Consider the following 19,333-nt stretch of genomic DNA (forward strand, 5'->3'; position numbering starts at 1 on the left):
TTGGTATTCCGATGAATTTGATGAAATGGTCAGGGAGCGTAGCAAATAATTTCAAACTGAGACACTACCTAATAATCGTGTCAAGATCTGATGAATGCGTCAATATCGTCCGTAACTGAGTATCAGCACCGCAACACGTTGCGCATACTTTGTATTGAAATTTACGCTTAAAGTAGCTACACTACCTGCTTTTATATTGACGATATTTATTATTCGAAAAGGACATTGTGGGTATTTAACCCTAACTTTGCGGCCTTTTAGTATCGTAGGGCATATATGAATAGGTCTGTGGCATTCCATACGCTGGGTTGTAAGCTCAACTACTCCGAAACATCGGCCCTTGGCCGTATGCTGGAGGCCGATGGGTTCACAAAGAAAGAATTCGACGAGGTGGCCGATGTATATGTGATCAACACCTGCTCTGTGACCGAGAATGCCGATAAGGAATGCCGCCAGATAGTACGCCGCATACAGAAACGCAATCCCGATGCCACAGTGGTCATCACCGGCTGCTATGCCCAGCTGAAGCCTCAGGAGATAGCCGCCATAGAAGGTGTGGACCTGGTGCTGGGCGCTGCAGAGAAATTCAACCTGGCCACCCACCTGAGGGAGATAACCGCCGGCCCGGCCGATGGCGGTGGCGCCCGCATATGCTCTTGCGATATAGAGGATGTAGGCGGTTTCCATAGCTCTTACTCCGTCAACGACCGCACCCGTACCTTTCTGAAGGTACAGGACGGCTGCGACTACAATTGCAGCTTTTGCACCATACCACTGGCACGCGGCCACAGCCGCAGCGACAGCATACAGGGCGTACTGAACAATATAGAAGAACTGGCCGCCGCAGGCGTGAAGGAAGTAGTACTTACCGGCATAAACCTGGGCGACTTTGGCAAGGGCGCCGATGGCGGGCGCACTCGCGATACCTCTTTCTACGAGCTGATACAGGCCATAGACAGCCATGCAGCGGCAGGTGTAGAGCGGTTCCGCATATCGTCTATAGAGCCAAACCTGCTCACCGACGAGGTGATACGGCTGGTGGCGGGGTCCAAAAGATTCATGCCTCACTTCCATATACCATTGCAGAGCGGCAGCGACCGCATACTGGGCCTCATGCGCCGCCGCTACCGCCGCGACCTGTATGCCGACAGGGTGGCGCTGATAAAGCAACTGATGCCCCACTGCTGCATAGGGGTAGATGTGATAGTAGGCTTCCCCGGCGAGACCGATGCAGATATGGATGAGACATTCCGCTTCCTGCACGACCTGGACATATCTTATCTGCATGTCTTCACCTACTCAGAGCGGACCAATACCCTGGCCGCCGAAATGAGGCCACAGGTGCCCATGCATGTGCGCAACGAGCGTAACAAGACGCTGCGCAACCTATCGTTCCAGAAAATGCGCTATTTCACCGAGGCACATACGGGCGCTACACGCAAAGTACTCTTCGAGCATGCCGAAAAGAACGGGATGATGGAAGGCTATAGCGACAACTACATCAAGGTACAGGCCCCCTTCCGCCAGGAAATGGTGAACCGGGTGGTGGATTGGACCTTGTAAAAGAGAAGAAATTCCACCACGATTTGCATACATCGTCCGATACCCCTAAATTTGCACTCCCATAATGAATGGTCTCGTAGCTCAGTTGGTAGAGCAGCTGACTCTTAATCAGCGGGTCTAGGGTTCGAGTCCCTACGCGACCACACCTTAATTCAATTGATTATCAAGGCGTTACATGCAAAGTGTGACGCCTTTTTACTTTCATCGAAATTTGCCCGCACTGAAAATTGCAGTATTCGTGGCAGGGAAGTGCTTTAAATGTTTTTTACCATACATGTCATACATGTGAATTTTATTATTGCATTTGTGCTCGCTGGCAGAATCGTGTCTACTTCAAATCGAAAACTACCAACTATTTTTGGACGCATTATTGCAATCGAAATATAAACAATCTACTAAAGCATCCTGCATAAATAATAATAATAAATTATTCACATAAAACGTAATAGCGTTCAGTACTACTCCACTCTTATATTGAACTATTTCGCATGAAAGCCATTAACAAACAGCCAAATCCAATCAGACCTAATACAATACAAATACTTTTACCTTTTTAGAATAGCACAGTTTGCCTTCTAATTGAATAAAAATACAAAAGTAGCCTTTGCCTACACTAGCAGGAGCTACAGTAAGATCGCCAGTAAAATTAGAATAAATATTTACTCGAGGCGTTGCTACTGGTTCCTGAGAAAAACCATATGAAGGCCCCCAAGGTGCGCTACTCGCCCAAGGTGAATAATTCATAGCCACACCGTATATCACATGTGAAGATAGATAAACAACAGGGAGTCCGCTTACCGTTATCAACTCCGGACGATTACGAACAGTAACTGTTTTTGATACAGGACAACTTCCAAGATCATACATAAGAACAACAGAGCCCCCGGGGTCATTATCTCTAATAGTAATATCCCCCGATGGAGATATAGAAAGTAGAGATGGATCAGAGCTAGTCCACACCCCTCCTGTGGGAGAACCAGTCAACGAATAACCGGTTCCCGTAATGCAATAATTGTCATTGCTGTTCGTAATTTGAGGCTTTAGCGATGTTATTGAATATGTACCCACGCATCCTTGCATACTTGTGTAAGAGATGAGAACACTGCCATATGCTAAACTAGTTACGATACCACCACTTGTTACCGTTGCGAGACCAATATTACCGCTTGACCAAGTTCCGCCACTCATATTAGAGGATAGGGTGGTAGGGGCACAAACGGATGAAGCTCCCGAAATGGCTGGCATACCATAAACAGTAACTACCTTAGTTGCTTCGCATCCATTAGAGGCCACATAAACGATGGTAGGTGTTCCAGCAGCCATGCCGGCAACTACCCCACCACCACTTACACTTGCCTGTAAGTTGCTACTGTACCATGTGCCGCCAGATGGGCTTCCTGTAAGGGTAATGGTAGAGCCTTGGCAAACGGTAGAAGTACCCGAAACAATAGGTGATTCTAAAACAGCTATCTGATGAACGACAGGGCATCCGGCACCAAAATACGAGGCAGGTGTGAAGGTAATATTTGCGGTGCCTGTCCCCACGGTCGTTACTAGACCATCGTTAAGCTCAACATCAACTACCGCGATATCGCTGCTGGTCCATGTGCCATCACCATCTATAGAGAAGTCCAGAATATTACCCATACATAAGTTCATAGTCGGCATTAAAGGTGTTGTGCCAACAGCAACAGTTTTAGTGGCAATACAACCAGGGGTCATAGTATATGTGATAATGGCCGTTCCTGTTGCGACACCAGTAACATAACCGGTACTGCCATTGGCAGTTGCCACAGAAGGATCACTACTGCTTAACATAACACCCGATACAGGACTTGGAGGAAGCTCTGGATTAAAAGATATCCACACCTGTATTGAAGAGCCAATACATATGGCATCTGGCAGATGGATCCGGGCACTGTTAACATTTACCAAGGTCGTACCCTGACACCCGGCAGGTGTTGTGTATGTGGCCATTGACCCATCACGATAGGTATATATGCCAGAAAGTACTCCATCCGAGCTATGTGTCATTCCCGATGCAGTAAAATGCAAGGCCCAGGTACCACCAGATGGTGTTGCAGTCAATGTGGTCGTAGCTCCGGCACAGACGTCAACCTCATAAGGCGTAATAACATCTTCTACCGTCATTATCTTATAGCCCATACATCCACCATAAGGCGCCGTATATGTGATAATAACTGTGCCGGGAATAACGCCTGTTACTACGCCTCCTGTACCTATGGTAGCAATAGAGGTATTGTTACTGCTCCATGTACCACCCGGGGGTACAACAGATAGTGCCTTGGTACCAGCCGGACACACAATAGCATCACCACTGACCGAAACATTACTATAAATATTCATCGGCATACTCGCAGAACAATCTCCAAAAGTATATGTGAGTGCGGTACTGCCTGCGTGTACACCCGTAACATCGCAAGTAGCGCCAGAGGCACTGATAATTGCTACATAACTAGACCCTATACTCCATGAACCACCTGCGGGCCAAGATGTCGCAGTGGCTATACCTCCGATACATAGAGGGGTCGGCATTGCTATAGTGGCAGGCGCTACTGACACCACCACGGTTGAGCGCCCACAAGCAATGGAAGAATATGTGATGATTGCGGTACCTGTGGCGGTACCAGAGGTAATAACACCATTAGTATCTACCGAAACATATATTGAATTGCTACTTTCCCATTCCCCACACCCATAGCTAGCTCTCAACGTGGCTGTATCATTGCGACAAAGCAGAGTATCACCTACAAGAATATTATTGGGACAATATGAGTTGAAATAAAAATCATAGGCCTGACCGTAAGTGCCAATACAAGGGGCATCGGTATTGTTACGAGCCTCCGAAAGCATCACACGCATATGGTAGCGCCCTGCAGGGGCACCACAAACAAGACTTATTTCATAAACCGAGTCCATGACAGTGGGGCCAAGCTCCACATCGGGGGTAGGATTTGCAGGCCAGTTAGCATACTCTGTCGACCCGAATATATTATCACGATTCCAGTCTATATAAACCGATACATAACCCGTATAGTGAGTTGTGTAGCGCGATATATGCAAGTATACCTTGGCGCCTACGGGGGCATCTATACCCTGGGTGGCAGAGAGGTCGGTATAGGTGCCGGTGCAGCTGGTGGCATTCACGCTGATGGTAGATGTGGTACCCATATCTCCGGTGGCATGTATATTGGTGAAATACTCTGTGAAGCAGCTTTTACTGAAGACCGGCGCAGTAGCGGTATCGCACCCCTGCCCATAACTATTGGCCATGCCCGCCACACACAGCAGCAGCAAAAAAACACGCATATATCTTCTAAGGTCCATTTTTTGTTATTTTATAGAGTTGTATAGTTCTTTATTTTTGTTCGTTATTACGGTGGGTATGCCGCTGGCCATGCTTAGGGTGGGGCCTATGGCAGAGCCCGTACTAACATCGGTAACGGTGATGTCGTGCAGGTTTATCATGCTGTTCACGGCTATCTGCACATTGTCGCAATACGATGATACAGCAAGGTCTATCTCGCCTCCCATGCCGGAAGTGAATTTACTTACAGGCATACCCATAGCCCTGCCACATGCCAAAAGGCACAGAAACATTAGCCATATTTTTACCTGTTTCATCCTATTCATCTCTTTATGCTATTCCGTTTTTTTAGTTCCCCAAACATGCGTTCCAAATGTCCACACATTGCATAGTGGGAGAAAGCCAACCGTGCAATACCCCTTCACCCCTTTTCTCAAGGACAATTTGCAACCAAATCTGATTACGAATGAAGGCTACTTTGCTAATTGAAAAGGGGTTTGCCAACCTGTTTGAATCAATATAAATTTTGCTAGAGGTGTTATCCGTCCCCGTATAAACGAATGGCATAACCGAGCGCTTTGCAGCATAATAAATACCAATATCACCAGACTTTATCCAGCCCGATAGAACCTGTTTTGCATCATGTTCTGCGTCAATCGTGTATTTCACCTTTACTTTAATCCTGTCCCCATGTGTTCTAACAAATTTAAAGATGTAGTATTTGTCTTTTAGTTCATCATTCTTAACGATACGGCATACTTTTGAGCCTACACTATCGATATATATAGTACATCGATGATCATTCAACAGGAATGCATTACCATCAAATTCATTTTCCTGAGCTAGAATCACTCCACACGAAATGAAGAGAAACTGCACCATTAATATTATACGATACATCATTTGCTTCTACCGTTTACCTGTAAATGAAATTGTTTTACACCATTTAACTGCTGGTTGAATTCATTCCAACCAATACTTTTGACATTCCCTTTGATATCATATTGAGTAGGTGTAATGATAAGGCATCCCGTAGTCACACCTCCCTTTAATTTGCCCTTTAGCGGACCGTCTTTATAATACGTTTTACCAGCCCAACCATTTCTATTCGATGTGTGGATATATACACCATCTTTCTGAGTAGCACTATATGGGTGTATAGGACTTGGATTAACTCCATCTAACGTATTGACTGGACCTGTATTATTGATTGCCCAGTTAGATTTTAAGGCTCCTGACTTACCTGGATTTCGATACGAGACGGTATAGTCACCATCATCAATTGCACCAAACGTTTTGAAATCAGATGTCATCGAGAGGCCTTTATAATACTGAATATCATTTTCTCCTTTAGGTCCATATACAGTAACGTCAGCAAGCTTTGCTCCCTTGCCAAAAAGATTCTCCCCTTCGCCAAGCTTTTCATCTCTGCTACCTTTAAAATCAACCACCGCTTTCCCCAAGTATTTTTCACCTGGTTTAGTTGTTGCCTGAGAAGTTGCATCTTTGTCCCAAACGATATTTCCATCCTTCTTTTCAACCCAGTCATCAATATTTCCTAGAGGATCGTTTCGGGAGATAGGGTTGCCACTGAAAGTTGAATACGTTGAAATCGAAGGATTACCGTTCCAATCATCTTTATTCCACCTCCTTCCTATCCTCGGGTCATACTCCCAATACAATGCAGAATAGTGGTTGCCCACACCCGCCACTTCATTCTCCTTCATCTGCCCATTATACCCATACCTATATCCATCATTGTTGCACACCGTGCTTACGATGTTGCGCGGTACTACGGTGTCTTGCTGGGCGCGTATGCTTACCAGTTCCACATCGCCGCCACCGGGGTTGGTGCATTCTATCTTCAGGTGTATGTTGCCGCTGTGCGGGGTGCTGGTAATGTTCACCGTTATTACGGTGGGTATACCGCTGGCCATGCTTAGGGTAGGCCCTATGGCAGAACCCGTACTAACATCGGTAACGGTGATGTCGTGCAGGTTTATCATGCTGTTCACGGCTGTCTGCACATTGTCGCAGTATGATGATACCGCAAGGTCTATCTCGCCTCCCATGCCCGCACCTGTGCTGTAAATATGATAACCGGTAAGGCCACCGCCAATGCCGGAGGTAGCCCCTACTATACCCACAAAGGCCCCGCCGAACGAGGTGAACGCGAGGTCGTAGCCGCGGTATACCAGCACATTGCCCATGCCGCTGTAGGTGGTGGTGAAGCAGTGTGTGGCCGTATCGACCGTATAGCGGCCGGGTATGTACTGCCCAAAAGGATAGTGGTCGTGCGCGGAGGGCACTATGGGCGCCCACGCATCTATAAGGGCATCTACACCCGTGGTGAGCCAGCCGCTCACAGGGGTGAACTCGCTACCCTTGCGCTTGTCGCTGAGGGTGGCCAGCACATTGCCCAGGTGGTCGGGCACTTCATACTCGTTCTGGCCCGTACCATGCTTCGCATAGCGCCATAGCTTGTCGCTGTTGCCATAGGGGTTGGTACTATCTATCGTTATCACGTCCTGGCACTCCAGGCTATACCATGGCACCCGGGCAAACAGGCGCACCGTATCGTACACACCTGTGGGTATCACAGTGCCATCTACCGTCATACCTATCTCCTGCCCATAATACTGCTTCTGCCCCAGCCGGCTACTGCCATATATATCGTGAGATGCAAGGGCGAAATCGTGGTAGAAGCCAGGATTTCTGGACGTACCAGAACCTTTGTAAGTAGCCAGTATATTGCCCCCGGCATCGCGTATGTAGTATTCATCGTGCCTTACCTTAGGCAAGCTGCCTATCTTGCTGTAGTGCTTGGCCACGCGGTTGCCGGCCGCATCGTACTGGTAGGTCACAAGGCTGGTATCGGTATTGTTGATGAAGCCTACCACCTTGTTGTACAGGTTCCAGACAATGGTATCCTGCCCGCTCTCCAGGTTGGCAGAAAGGTTGCCTATGGCATCAGCAAAACAAAGCCCCCTGTAGCATACCAAAAGGCTTGCTATCAACAACCATGTTCTTATTGGGGGCGTCAGCTTCATTACTACTATTTTATTTCAGTGGCGTTGCACCATTCGGCTTCGGACCGTTATCGGGCTTTTCTCTTACCGTTTTCTCTATTGAACACTATAGAAAAACAAATTTTTGTAGAGTAGCTTATCGTAATCAGTGTTCCATTCTTCTAAATTATAATAAGCTTTTACTGCTTTTTCTACTCTTACTGGAGCAACATAATTGCGATAACTAATTTTATCTTTTTCAAAAGATTTTATGGCCGTAGACGGCAAAGGATTCTGAAAAAAATCCTCGTATTGTGGCATATCGTCTGTTCCCAGTTTATATACAGGCAATCTAATGCCCTCTAGATTTGTCTGAATATTTGCAAATACTATCCAATGTTTATGATAGAATTTTGCATCAAACGTATTTGCAAAGAATAGTACATCATTCTTAATAATTTCTTTTGGATCAATTGGCGATGTAATGCCTTGTAGTCCTTTAAAAATTACAACTGTGAGACTCTCCTTGTTAAGAATACATCTTATCTGGCCAATGGCATAGTTAGAATCGCTAACGCGTAATGTGAATAAATCTCCTTCTTTAAGTTTCATCGCTATTTTTTTATTACATTCTTTTTATTTGACAATTGTCCATTAGGATTACTCTTATTTGTTGGACCTCCACCTGCATCAATATGTTTTTGTTCAGCAAGATTCAAAGCCTTGCCAGGTGTTGCTCTGTCTAGTATTTCAAATTCAAAGTCTGCATCTGGGTTATTACGAGCATGTTCTTTTTGACGTTGAAGGTATCTATTCTCATTCTTGGCTTGACCAACATATGGTTTAATCTGGTTATTACGGTCTTTTCTTCCGTATATTATACCTTCTGGGATTTCTTTAGGCGCTGACTTTGAACTATTAAGTATAGGTCCACCATTATCTCTGGTCTCTTGCCCAACATTATTCAAACCTTGCTGCAACCAAAAACCTACATCAGCACTTGTATTTGCGAAGTCGGCATCTTTAGCATTAGCTGCTGAGTTATACGAAGGGTAACTAGCACTTTCATCATACTTTACCTCTTGTATGCAGAAATTCTACGACCTGCAGGCACAGGGCTACAACATAGGCCTGGGCGTAAAGCCTGCTGCCAATACGGGTTCAGCATCGTACAAGACGGGGTCTGTAGGTCTTATGCTGCATCCTGCCCTTAGCTACCGCCTCAGCGATATGCTCTTCCTCAAGGTAGGTGTCTACTATGCAAAACAGGTATATAGCAACGATGCATCTGCAACTTATACTATCACCGACAGGGCCGGAACATACAGCGGTATGCTCAATGGTGTCACTAAAAGTGATAACAGCTCTTTCGGGGGCGATATAGGTGTGCGCTGGTTCCTGGGCAAGGCAAAAGATATGGACCACGACGGCATAACCGACAAGCGCGACCTCTGCCCCGATATAGCCGGTCTGCCACACTTCAAAGGCTGCCCCGACCGCGATGGCGATAGTATAACAGATGCCAAAGATCATTGCCCCGATGTGGCCGGCCTGAAAGAGCTGCACGGATGCCCCGATGCCGATGGCGATGGTATAACTGATGCAAAGGATGCATGCCCTCATAAGTATGGCCCTGCAGCTACCCGTGGCTGTCCCGATGCAGATGATGATGGTGTGGCCGACAAGGACGACGCCTGCCCGTCTAAGAAAGGCCCGGCATCTGCCGCCGGCTGCCCCGATACCGATGGCGATAGCCTGCCCGACAATAAAGACAACTGCCCCGAGGTATCTGGCACGGCTGCCCATAATGGCTGCCCCGAGCCTCCCAAAGAAGAGCCGAAGAAAGAAGTGGCAAAGCCCGTCATAGACATCTCCAGGCCTGTTCTTTTCCGCGTGGCGAAGACCACTATAAGCAAGGACGACCATCCGCAACTGGACGAAGCCGCACGGCTTTACAAGGCTACTCCCGGCGCATACATACAGCTCGACGGCTATACCGATAATACCGGTAATGCGAAATACAACCGCACCCTCTCCCGCAAACGCGCCAGTGCCGTGAAACGCTACCTGGTACGCAAGGGCGTGGACGGCTCGCAGATAAAGATAAAAGGCCACGGCAGCAAAGAGCCCGAAGGCACCAACAGCACAAAGGACGGCCGCGCACAGAACCGCAGAGTGAGGATACGCCTCACCAATGACCAATAGATCATTTCATCATCATTGAACAACCACATATCCTAATGAAAAAACACATCGTTCTTATGCAGCTACTGGCACTCCTGTTGGGAGCCGGTAGCCATGCCACGGCCGGTATAGGCGGCTACCTCAACATCTACAACAGCACACCCGATACCATAACGCTCAATGTCGTCGACCCATCGGGCTGGGAAAGTGGCGATGCGCCTACGCTGGGCATTTCCCTGCCACCTATGACAGGCATACCGCAGCAATATATCGAGGCCGATTACACCCAGGCCACAATGGCCACCATCACTGTCAGCGGCAACAATATCAGTGGCGGTTTCGTGCTGTCTGAAGGAGTGGGGTCGTATGCTATTTCCGGGGTATCGGCATCTGGCATTACCATAGCCAGCAATATCACATCCGCCAATTTCATTTACGTCACCATCACCGACCCTTCCGAATCCTGGATGACGAGCAACACTAGCATCCGGGGTTCTACCCTGCAGAACATCGTCATTCCCGGCGCCCACGATGCCGCTATGGCCACCAGCTCCAACTGCACTGCAGGAGGCAGTACTGCCAATACGCAGACACAGCAGTACTCCTTCCTGCAAATGCTCCTCTCCGGCATTCGCCTGTTCGATTGCCGCCCTGTCATCATAGACAATAGCGGTACTATATACTTGGGCCACTATGGCTGGGTAGCACCGCTGAACAGCTACCAGGGCTGTACCGGCGCTACTGTAGCATCTCTGCTAAACCAGGTAAAGACATTCATATCCCAGCCCGGCAGCAAAGAGGTGGTGATACTGGAGTTCTCCCACTTCTTAGACCTCTATGCCAACCCCCAGAACAACTCCTACTTCACTCCGGCAGATCTGAGCACCCTTATGACACAGATATACGACTCCCTGGGCAGTTATCTCTACACCGGCAATGGCAATTTCCTTACCACCAATATCGGTACACTTACCGCCAATGGGGCAAAGGTCATCGTCATGTTCGATCCGGAAATGAATGTCACCGGCAATACCTCGCAGGGCATACAGATCACCCCTTCCTCCGTTTACAATAATTTTAGCCAGACCAACGATGTAGATTCTATGATGTACGGGCAGATAGGGGCACTCTGCGATACTAATAACGCAAGTACCTACTTCTACCTGTCATGGACACTTACACAAGAGCCCGAACAGGCCGCAGCATGCTCTGGAAATAAAACGTGGATACAGGTCGTTTTGCCCTTGCTGGGCCCCTTAGGTAACGGTATCTCTATCGCTGCCAACTGTTTATGTACGCCCATTATCTCCCTGGCCAATGAGGCCAACAGCCAGCTACCTGAATTTCAGGCCCTGGCCATGCAGAAAAAACTGCCCCGTCTGCCCAACGTTCTCTATGCCGATATGATAGGTCTGCAGCACTATGTCTATTGCTGCATGCTCAATAACATCACCCCCTGACGAAAAAACACCCGAAGGCGTGTGTTGTTGCCCGCCGGCAGCCCCCAACAGGGCTGGCCGGCGGGTCTTTTTGTGACAGCTATGGCTACAAGGGCTCCGGTTCAAAAAAATTAGGTATTATCTAGTGTTTATTGGAATATTTATATACCTTTGCAGTCCAAATTTTTGGCGAGGTAGCTCAGGCGGTTAGAGCGCAGGATTCATAACCCTGAGGTCTCGGGTTCAACTCCCGATCTCGCTACAGACAGAAAAGGCATCCATTCGGGTGCCTTTTTTCATTGACGATCCAGAGCGCAGGATCCATAATCCTGAGGTCTCGGGTTCAACTCCCGATCTCGCTACACACAAACAAAAGGTGCCCATTTGCGGCACCTTTTTTCATTGACGATCCAGAGCGCAGGATCCATAACCCTGAGGTCTCGGGTTCAACTCCCGATCTCGCTACACACAGAAAAGGCATCCATTCGGGTGCCTTTTTTTATTGACGACCCAGAGCGCACGATCCATAACCCTGAGGTCTCGGGTTCAACTCCCGATCTCGCTACACACAGAAAAGGCATCCATTCGGGTGCCTTTTTTCTTCCATCCCAGATAACGCTTCTACATTTTTCGTAATTTTCATATTGCATTTATGACACGCGTATTCGTTATCTGCATGCTCCTGCTGCCCGGGGTCTCCCGGGCTCGCGTCAGAACGGAGTGGAAGGGCAATGTACAGCGGGTAGAGGACCATAAATACTATCCCGGCATTACCGGTCCTGTTCATACCACCATTTATACCTACGATCTTTCGCGCAAGCAAATGACCAAATTTGTTTACGACTCAGATACCCTCCAGTACACCACCAAACGGATCAGCTATTACAACAAAAGGGACCGCCTTGCCAAAATGGAGTATTACGGAAAGGACGGGCTGGAAAGCACGGTCACCTTCACCTACGATGAGATCGACAGGCTGCTCAGCTCACAGGAGATAGCCATCACCATTTGTCGCTGCCCGGGCGATACCGAGAGGAACATATCATACATCAGGTACGATACACTGGGCCAGGCGGTAGCTAAAGACCTGAACGGCAAGCCGGAAGAACATATCTACTACCGCTACGATACCTGCGGACAGGAAGTGACCATATACGAATATTCATCTATGGCCGGTTATCCGTACATCTGCACTTACAACGATAAAGGGCATATGATACAGGAGGTCTCTTATAGCATCAAACTGGCACGGGAGCCCTACCCGGTCGTTACACGTTACGAATACATATATGACGAGAAAGGAAACTGGGTGAAAAAAACATGCCTGCGCAACCACAGGGTACTATCCTATACTTTACGCACCATCACCTACTAATGGGGCCGTTTTTAACGAATATTCAATAGATACTGGTACGGTTTTTGAACTATTTATTTTGCATTTCCGTATAGTGTGTGTGTTTGATGGAAATTTAGGTGAGGAAATGACCATATATAGATTTCCATAAAGGGGTGTCTTTCAAGGCTCCCCTTTCTTTTTCACTATCACATACAGTTACAGGCCTGTGAGGCATATACCTACCGACATAGGTGTCAACGTAGGTCCGGCATTGTCTTTGAAGACATTGGTAAGATTATATGAGCCGAATATGGAGAAATTGCCCCAGCCCACACGCGCCGTAGCGGCAAAGTTCCATGGGCTTATATAGCGTTTGGTGCTTACTTTATCCTTTATATTGGTTCCTTCTACCGAGCGCAGTCCTTTGGTATGCGCACCTAGCAGGGTCCCTACCTGCAGACCTATGGCCGCCTTGAAGCCCTTGTTCCTGTTATTGATATTGCTGAAATACCTCAGCTCGAACGGCGCCTGCAGGTATGCAGTGTTGAACTTATAGCGCTTATAGCCGGTTATAGAGTCCTTCATGAAGTTGGCATCATAGCCGCCCACACCCGTATCGCTTGTATACAGTACCTGTTTGTCCATGTATATCGATGTGGTACTTATGCCCAGGCCTGCGGCAAAGCTCAGCTTGCTCTTCTTTATAGGGAAGTCATAGCACAGGAACGCATTGAAGGTATAGGCAAATGGTTTTGTGTTCACCTTGGCCGTATCGCTCGTTTCCTTGTTCCAACTGGCGTAGCCGAACTGCACCAGCACGAAGTCGCGCGCCGACTTCGTTATCTGCGGCAGGGAATCCTTGCTGCTTACATTGATAGAGTAGCCGTTTTGGGCAGAGACGCGGGTAGCACATACCACCATCAGCGCTATTACAGCCAGGATCTTCCGCATATTCATGTATTAGGGCGCAAATATAATAGCTGCCCGATGGATAAATTGTTAAAAAGAAAGGAATAATGCGATAATGTGACGGAATGTGGCAATGCGATACTGCGGCAACGAGGCTTTGGGAGGGTGATGCAAAACAAAAGCGCCCCGTTTCCGGGGCGCTGCACCAAACCTATATCACTATATTCTTTACTATTAGTTGTAGTTCACTGTTACGGGCACACCGGTAGCGTTGGTGTACAGACCAGAAGCCTGACCGGCAGCTACGTTCAGGGTAGCACCTACGTTCAGGGTCTCAGTACCGCCCGCGCTCAGGGTACCTGTGGCAGAAGGTGAGCTGGTAAAGTTGTCTACGGTCATGTTGTGTGTAGCACCGTCTGTTATTGTGCAAGAAGTAGGAAGAGTTATTGCGTAAGTATAACCACCCTGACCAGAAACTGTGAAGCTGGCAGCAGCTACGGTACCTGTAGTAGCAGGAAGGGTAACACCACCTGCACCGCCTGTAGTGCGGGTACCTGCAGGAGCCAGAACAGCAGTACCGGCTATAGTTGCAGATACGGCCACGTTACCGAAGTTCATATCTACTGTCTTTACTATAGATATCGGAGTTATGATGTTAGCAGATGCAGAAGCTGTTGCAGTGGCCTGTGCGAATGAGCTGTTAGAAAAAGATACCAGTGCAACAGTAGCGAGAGCGAGAGACTTGAAGATGTTTTTCATTGTAGTTCGTTTTAGTTTGTTTGTTTAGATTGTTTGTTGCCTGCCTGCCGCAGGTAGGTTTGACAGGTATATAACCAACGCTGTGCCAGAAACATAAATAATTGAAAATCAAACAGTTGAATTTTTACATGCTATGCCAAACATCCACCACGCGGACAATAATTCCAGAAAATAGAAAAGCTAGACCGAACACAAAGAAAAAGACCGCTCATGAGAGCGGTCTTTTATAACTATTAAAAAAATCGCATTACAGTTTGCAAGATGCGGTGCTCAGTGCTGTAGTATAAGTTGCAGACATCTTATCGCATGCGTCTTTCGCATCACTCTTTGATTGTTTGCCCAGTGCATATGGCTGAGTAACAGTTGTGCTACCGGTAGTGATGGTACAGGTGCAGGTATAGTCTTTCTTACAAGATGTGAACATTGATGCTGCAACAGCTACCACCATCAGAGGAAAAAGTTTTTTCATTGTATATATTATGTTTTTTGTAGCGTAAATATCATAAACTCCTTCCGCATTTACATTTGCACACCCCCTGATACTTATATCTTTTTTGACAATGGTCTTTCTTTACAGGGAATGGTATATGGCCATCTTACAGCAGCCCCCGCACTTTGTCTATAACGGCCTGCAGCCCACCTACATCCTGCCCACCTGCCGTAGCAAGGGTCTTTTGCCCGCCGCCACCGCCCTTTATCAGGGGCGCCACATGCTCCTTTATTATCTTGCCAGCATCCAGTCCGCGGGCGGCATGTACCTTTTCGTCCACGCCTACAGCTACAAAGGCCTTGCCATCTATATTGGCGCACAGCACTACCACATGGTCGTTCAGGTGGTTCTTCAGGTCGGTACACAGCTTTTTCAGGCCATCGGCGCTGCTCACGGTCACTATCTGCCCTATGTACGATACCTGGTTCACTATCTCGTCTTTCGTCAGCAGTTCGTTGCGAATACCCACCAACTGGCGTGCCTCCAGGTTCTCTACATGTTTTTCCAGTTGGGTACGCTCTTCCTGTAGTTTTTCTATGGCCTTCACCGGGTCTTTGGCATTCTTCAACTGCGCCGCTATGTTGGCTATCAGCTGCAGTTGCTCGTTTATGAAGTGCTCTGCGGCCAGCCCGCTCACCGCCTCTACACGGCGCACGCCTGCGGCCACTGCCGCCTCGCTCGTTATCTTGAAGTACCCCAACTGTCCTGTAGCGCCCACATGGGTACCACCGCACAGCTCTATAGAGTACTGCGGATCCATTACCACCACGCGCACGGTATTGCCATATTTCTCGCCAAAGAGCGCCATGGCGCCCATTGCCACTGCCTCCTCTTTGGCCATTTCCTTTATCACTACGGGTATGTTCTCGCGTATCTTCTGGTTCACTATGGCCTCTATGCGCTTTAGCTCCTCCTCTGTTACCTTGGCAAAGTGCGAGAAGTCGAAACGCAGATGCTCCTCGTTCACCAGCGATCCCTTCTGGGCCACATGCGTGCCCAGTACCTCGCGCAGGGCGGCATGCAGCAGGTGCGTGGCGCTGTGGTGCACCGCTGTGGCCACACGCTTGCCGGCATCTATACGCGCATGCACAGGGGCCGTCACATTCTCCGGCAACACCTCTGCAAAGTGTACTATCATGCCATCTTCTTTCTTCGTATCTATTATCTGTATGGCCTCGTTGGGGAATATCAACTCGCCCGTATCGCCCACCTGGCCACCGCTTTCGGCATAGAAAGGGGTGGTATCCAGCACTATCTGGTAAGATTCCTTGCCCTTGGCGCTCACCTTGCGGTACTTCATTATGCTGGCATCGGCCTCGTGATGGTCATACCCTACGAATACCGAGGCATTGCCTTCCCTCAGCACTACCCAGTCCTGCGTGTCCAGCGCAGTGGCCGCACGGCTGCGAGCCTTCTGCTGCTGCATCTCGGCGGCAAAGGCATCCTCATCTACCTGCAGACCCTGCTCGCTACCTATCAGCCTCGTCAGGTCTATAGGGAAACCATAGGTATCATATAGCTCGAAAGCGGCCTTACCATCTATGGTTATGGTATCGCGGCTGCGTGTATCGGCTATTATGTCGTCTATCTTACGCAGGCCTTTGTCCAGCGTACGCAGGAAGGCCTCTTCCTCCTCCTTTACCACACGGCTCACAAGGTCGGCCTGCTTGTGCAGCTCAGGGAACACATCCTCGAACTGCTTTGCCAGTGCAGGCATCAGCTGGAACAGCAGCGGCTGCTTATACCCCAGGTAAGAGTAGTAGTAGCGCACCGCGCGGCGCAGTATGCGGCGTATCACATAGCCCGCGCCCGTGTTCGATGGCAGTTGTCCGTCGGCTATGGTAAAGCCTATGGCCCTTATGTGGTCGGCCAGCACACGGAAGGCTATATCCTGCTTGCGGTCGCTGTAGCCATAAGGCTTGCCCACTATCTTCTCTATTATGCCTATGGTGCCGGTAAATACATCGGTATCATAGTTGCTCTGCTTGTTCTGCAACACACGCACCAGCCGCTCGAAGCCCATACCCGTATCTACATGCTTGGCGGGTAGTGGCACCAGCGTACCATCTTTCTGCCTGTTGAACTGCATGAACACATTGTTCCATATCTCTATCACCTGCGGGTGGTCTGCATTCACCAGGTCGCGGCCGGGCTGCTGTGCTTTCTCCTCATCGGTGCGGCAGTCCACATGTATCTCCGAGCAGGGGCCGCAGGGGCCTGTATCGCCCATCTCCCAAAAGTTGTCCTTTTTGCTGCCCAGCAGTATACGGTCTTCGCTCACATGGCGTTTCCACAGGTCGTAGGCCTCCTGGTCCATAGGCAGGTCCTCGGCGCTGTCCCCGCCAAAAACGGTCACATACAGCTTGTCCTTCGGTATGCCATATACTTCTGTCAGCAACTCCCAGCTCCATGCTATTGCCTCGGCCTTGAAGTAGTCGCCAAAGCTCCAGTTGCCTAGCATCTCGAACATGGTATGGTGATAGGTATCCACACCTACTTCCTCCAGGTCGTTGTGCTTGCCGCTCACGCGTAGGCACTTCTGCGTATCGGCTATACGGGTATGCTCCGGCTCGCGGTTGCCCAGGAAATAGTCCTTGAACTGGTTCATACCTGCATTGGTGAACAGGAGCGTAGGGTCGTTCTTCACCACTATCGGGGCCGATGGTACTATATCATGGCCTTTGCTGCGAAAAAAATCAAGGAACTGGCGGCGTATCTCGGTTGCTGTGAGCATTATTATATGATATTAAAACAGGCTGCAAAACTAATGGAAAAGATGCAAGGAAGGGAACTCCCATATTCCGTAATTTTAGGTATACAAGCAGCTTTCGCCAATGAGATACACCGCAAAAGGCAAGTATGGCAAGTCTATAGAGTTGACGGACGACAAGGCCGCCCTGCTGGGCAGTGTGCGCCGCGCTTCGTGGAGGGCCATAAGGGGCGCCATCATCTCAGTTGGCGGTACAGAATATACCGTAGCGCCCCGTGGGGTATTCAACCGAACGGTAGATGTCACCAAAGACGGGCAGCAGCTCATATCCTGCACCTTCAAGCCCATGGGCAAGGTGGTCATCACCACTGCCAATGGCACATCGTATACCCTAAAACGCACCAACTTCTTTCGTGGGCATTATGGCCTGTTCTCCTCGCAAGACCAGCAGATAGTCACCATTGTGCCCCACTTCAAGCTCTGGTTCTTCGGCATTACATACGATATAGATACCGATGACAACTATACCGAGGGCCGCGATACCCTCTTGCTACTGCTGCTGGTATATGCCATCAATACCATGCAGCGGGCCGCAGCAGCCGCAGCCACCTGATATTCGTATAAAAGCCGATAGCCGCCCATGGGGGCGGCTATCGCATATCTGTAGCAGCTATGCAGGCTATTGCCCCTGCTGCCCCTTGTTCTTGTTCTTGAACTTGCGGTTCTTGTTGAAGTTGTTGTTGTTATTGTTGTTATTGCCAAAGGCGTTGGGGTTGCTGTTGTTGAAGTTGTTGCCCCGCTGGCCACCCTGGTTGTTGCCCTTGAAGTTGCGGTTGTTGTTATTGTTGTTCCGCTGCTTGAAGTTGCGGTTGTTGTTATTGTTGTTCTGCGGCGTAATGTCAAAGTGTACCCTGTAGCCGCCGGTCTCGTACTTCAGCAGGCCGCCGCTTATCTCGGCCAGCTCGTTCTTTATCATATCGTCATGCACGGGTTCCTTGTGCCAGTTGCCATAGGCCAGCTTCATGTAGTAGCCCACGGCCTGTGTGAGGCCATGTTTCCTTTCCTCGTTGGTCTCTTCCATAGCACGGTTCAGCAGGCCCTGTATGTTCTTGCCCAGGTGCCTGTGCTTTATCGGTCCCTGCGGATATGGCAGCACTTCCGGCCTTTTGAAGATCGATTCCGGCGTGGGGCATGGGTATGGCCCGTCCACATCCAGCTTGAACTCCGTCATCTGGAAGAGGTGGTCCCACAGCTTATGCTTGTAATCCTCTATGGTCTTCAGGTGGGGGTTCAGCGTGCCCATCAGCTCTATTATTATCTCGGCCTGCTGCAGTCGCTTCTGGCGGTCTTCTATACCCATCAGATATTCCACCATCTTCTGCACATTGCGCCCATATTCCGGCATCAGCATCTTGCTGCGCGTAGTATTATATTCCATTTTATATTTGTCTTTTTGGTCTCCCATCAGGCCAATGCACAAATGCATATGCAGCCACGGGAGTAGTTCATTAAAGAAATAATGGGACCGTTGAAAAAAGCTGGTGAAGCGGCCAGAGTAGGACAGGCGCCTGATCACCGTGGGATGGGTCCTTTAGCAAATATAGGTA

The 19,333-nt window shown here is 49.0% G+C and carries 16 protein-coding genes and 2 tRNA genes; 7 read left to right on the top strand and 11 right to left on the bottom strand.

Going from position 1 to position 19,333, the window contains the following annotated elements; genetic code table 11:
* Window positions 1-276: 276 nt before the first annotated feature.
* Both mtaB and ABD843_RS03995 read left to right on the top strand, forming a co-directional pair.
* Window positions 277-1,563 carry a tRNA (N(6)-L-threonylcarbamoyladenosine(37)-C(2))-methylthiotransferase MtaB gene (gene mtaB, locus ABD843_RS03990; RefSeq protein ID WP_345078872.1) on the top strand — a complete coding sequence of 429 codons (1,287 nt, stop codon included), beginning with the start codon at window positions 277-279 and terminating at the stop codon, window positions 1,561-1,563.
* A 70-nt stretch (window positions 1,564-1,633) separates the two neighbouring features.
* Window positions 1,634-1,706, top strand: a tRNA-Lys gene (locus tag ABD843_RS03995).
* A gap of 382 nt (window positions 1,707-2,088) precedes the next feature.
* Here ABD843_RS03995 and ABD843_RS04000 read toward each other — a convergent pair.
* From ABD843_RS04000 to ABD843_RS04025, 6 genes are all read right to left on the bottom strand, one after another.
* On the bottom strand, window positions 2,089-4,911 hold the full coding sequence (locus ABD843_RS04000) for a GEVED domain-containing protein (protein ID WP_345078875.1): 2,823 nt from the start codon (window positions 4,909-4,911) through the stop codon (window positions 2,089-2,091).
* Between the two features lie 6 nt (window positions 4,912-4,917).
* The gene (locus tag ABD843_RS04005) at window positions 4,918-5,145 is read right to left on the bottom strand and encodes a hypothetical protein (protein ID WP_345078878.1); all 228 of its coding nucleotides are present in this window, start codon (window positions 5,143-5,145) and stop codon (window positions 4,918-4,920) included.
* Between the two features lie 94 nt (window positions 5,146-5,239).
* Window positions 5,240-5,773, bottom strand: coding sequence for a hypothetical protein (locus ABD843_RS04010; protein WP_345078881.1), 534 nt, complete (start codon window positions 5,771-5,773; stop codon window positions 5,240-5,242).
* 17 nt (window positions 5,774-5,790) lie between these two features.
* A complete protein-coding gene (locus ABD843_RS04015) occupies window positions 5,791-7,941 on the bottom strand; it encodes an RHS repeat-associated core domain-containing protein (protein ID WP_345078884.1) in 2,151 nt (716 codons plus the stop codon).
* A 75-nt stretch (window positions 7,942-8,016) separates the two neighbouring features.
* The gene (locus ABD843_RS04020) at window positions 8,017-8,511 is read right to left on the bottom strand and encodes a hypothetical protein (RefSeq protein ID WP_345078887.1); all 495 of its coding nucleotides are present in this window, start codon (window positions 8,509-8,511) and stop codon (window positions 8,017-8,019) included.
* Between the two features lie 2 nt (window positions 8,512-8,513).
* Complete coding sequence (locus ABD843_RS04025) at window positions 8,514-8,879, bottom strand: hypothetical protein (RefSeq protein ID WP_345078890.1); 366 nt, start codon at window positions 8,877-8,879, stop codon at window positions 8,514-8,516.
* A 106-nt stretch (window positions 8,880-8,985) separates the two neighbouring features.
* Between ABD843_RS04025 and ABD843_RS04030 the strand changes: the two genes are divergently transcribed.
* The 4 genes from ABD843_RS04030 to ABD843_RS04045 all read left to right on the top strand — a co-directional run bounded on the left by ABD843_RS04030 (window position 8,986) and on the right by ABD843_RS04045 (window position 12,897).
* Window positions 8,986-10,104 carry an OmpA family protein gene (locus ABD843_RS04030; protein WP_345078893.1) on the top strand — a complete coding sequence of 373 codons (1,119 nt, stop codon included), beginning with the start codon at window positions 8,986-8,988 and terminating at the stop codon, window positions 10,102-10,104.
* A gap of 35 nt (window positions 10,105-10,139) precedes the next feature.
* Window positions 10,140-11,543 carry a PI-PLC domain-containing protein gene (locus tag ABD843_RS04035; protein ID WP_345078895.1) on the top strand — a complete coding sequence of 468 codons (1,404 nt, stop codon included), beginning with the start codon at window positions 10,140-10,142 and terminating at the stop codon, window positions 11,541-11,543.
* Window positions 11,544-11,710: 167 nt separating this feature from the next.
* Window positions 11,711-11,784: transfer RNA gene (locus tag ABD843_RS04040), tRNA-Met, on the top strand.
* Between the two features lie 390 nt (window positions 11,785-12,174).
* The gene (locus tag ABD843_RS04045) at window positions 12,175-12,897 is read left to right on the top strand and encodes a hypothetical protein (protein ID WP_345078897.1); all 723 of its coding nucleotides are present in this window, start codon (window positions 12,175-12,177) and stop codon (window positions 12,895-12,897) included.
* 177 nt (window positions 12,898-13,074) lie between these two features.
* Here ABD843_RS04045 and ABD843_RS04050 read toward each other — a convergent pair whose 3' ends face one another.
* From ABD843_RS04050 to alaS, 4 genes are all read right to left on the bottom strand, one after another.
* Complete coding sequence (locus ABD843_RS04050; RefSeq protein ID WP_345078900.1) at window positions 13,075-13,809, bottom strand: outer membrane beta-barrel protein; 735 nt, start codon at window positions 13,807-13,809, stop codon at window positions 13,075-13,077.
* 192 nt (window positions 13,810-14,001) lie between these two features.
* Complete coding sequence (locus tag ABD843_RS04055; RefSeq protein WP_345078903.1) at window positions 14,002-14,526, bottom strand: DUF4402 domain-containing protein; 525 nt, start codon at window positions 14,524-14,526, stop codon at window positions 14,002-14,004.
* A 247-nt stretch (window positions 14,527-14,773) separates the two neighbouring features.
* Window positions 14,774-14,995, bottom strand: a complete 222-nt coding sequence (locus ABD843_RS04060) for a hypothetical protein (protein ID WP_345078906.1) — start codon at window positions 14,993-14,995, stop codon at window positions 14,774-14,776.
* A 127-nt stretch (window positions 14,996-15,122) separates the two neighbouring features.
* Complete coding sequence (gene alaS / locus ABD843_RS04065) at window positions 15,123-17,750, bottom strand: alanine--tRNA ligase (protein WP_345078909.1); 2,628 nt, start codon at window positions 17,748-17,750, stop codon at window positions 15,123-15,125.
* 100 nt (window positions 17,751-17,850) lie between these two features.
* On the opposite strand from alaS, the gene ABD843_RS04070 reads away from it, so the two are divergent.
* Window positions 17,851-18,339 (top strand): hypothetical protein, encoded by a 489-nt coding sequence (locus ABD843_RS04070; protein ID WP_345078912.1) that lies wholly within the window; start codon window positions 17,851-17,853, stop codon window positions 18,337-18,339.
* A gap of 66 nt (window positions 18,340-18,405) precedes the next feature.
* Here ABD843_RS04070 and ABD843_RS04075 read toward each other — a convergent pair whose 3' ends face one another.
* On the bottom strand, window positions 18,406-19,164 hold the full coding sequence (locus tag ABD843_RS04075; RefSeq protein ID WP_345078915.1) for a DUF4290 domain-containing protein: 759 nt from the start codon (window positions 19,162-19,164) through the stop codon (window positions 18,406-18,408).
* Window positions 19,165-19,333: the final 169 nt, after the last annotated feature.

It is taken from the genome of Nemorincola caseinilytica, from assembly GCF_039540515.1.
In the GTDB taxonomy this organism is placed as follows: domain Bacteria; phylum Bacteroidota; class Bacteroidia; order Chitinophagales; family Chitinophagaceae; genus Nemorincola; species Nemorincola caseinilytica.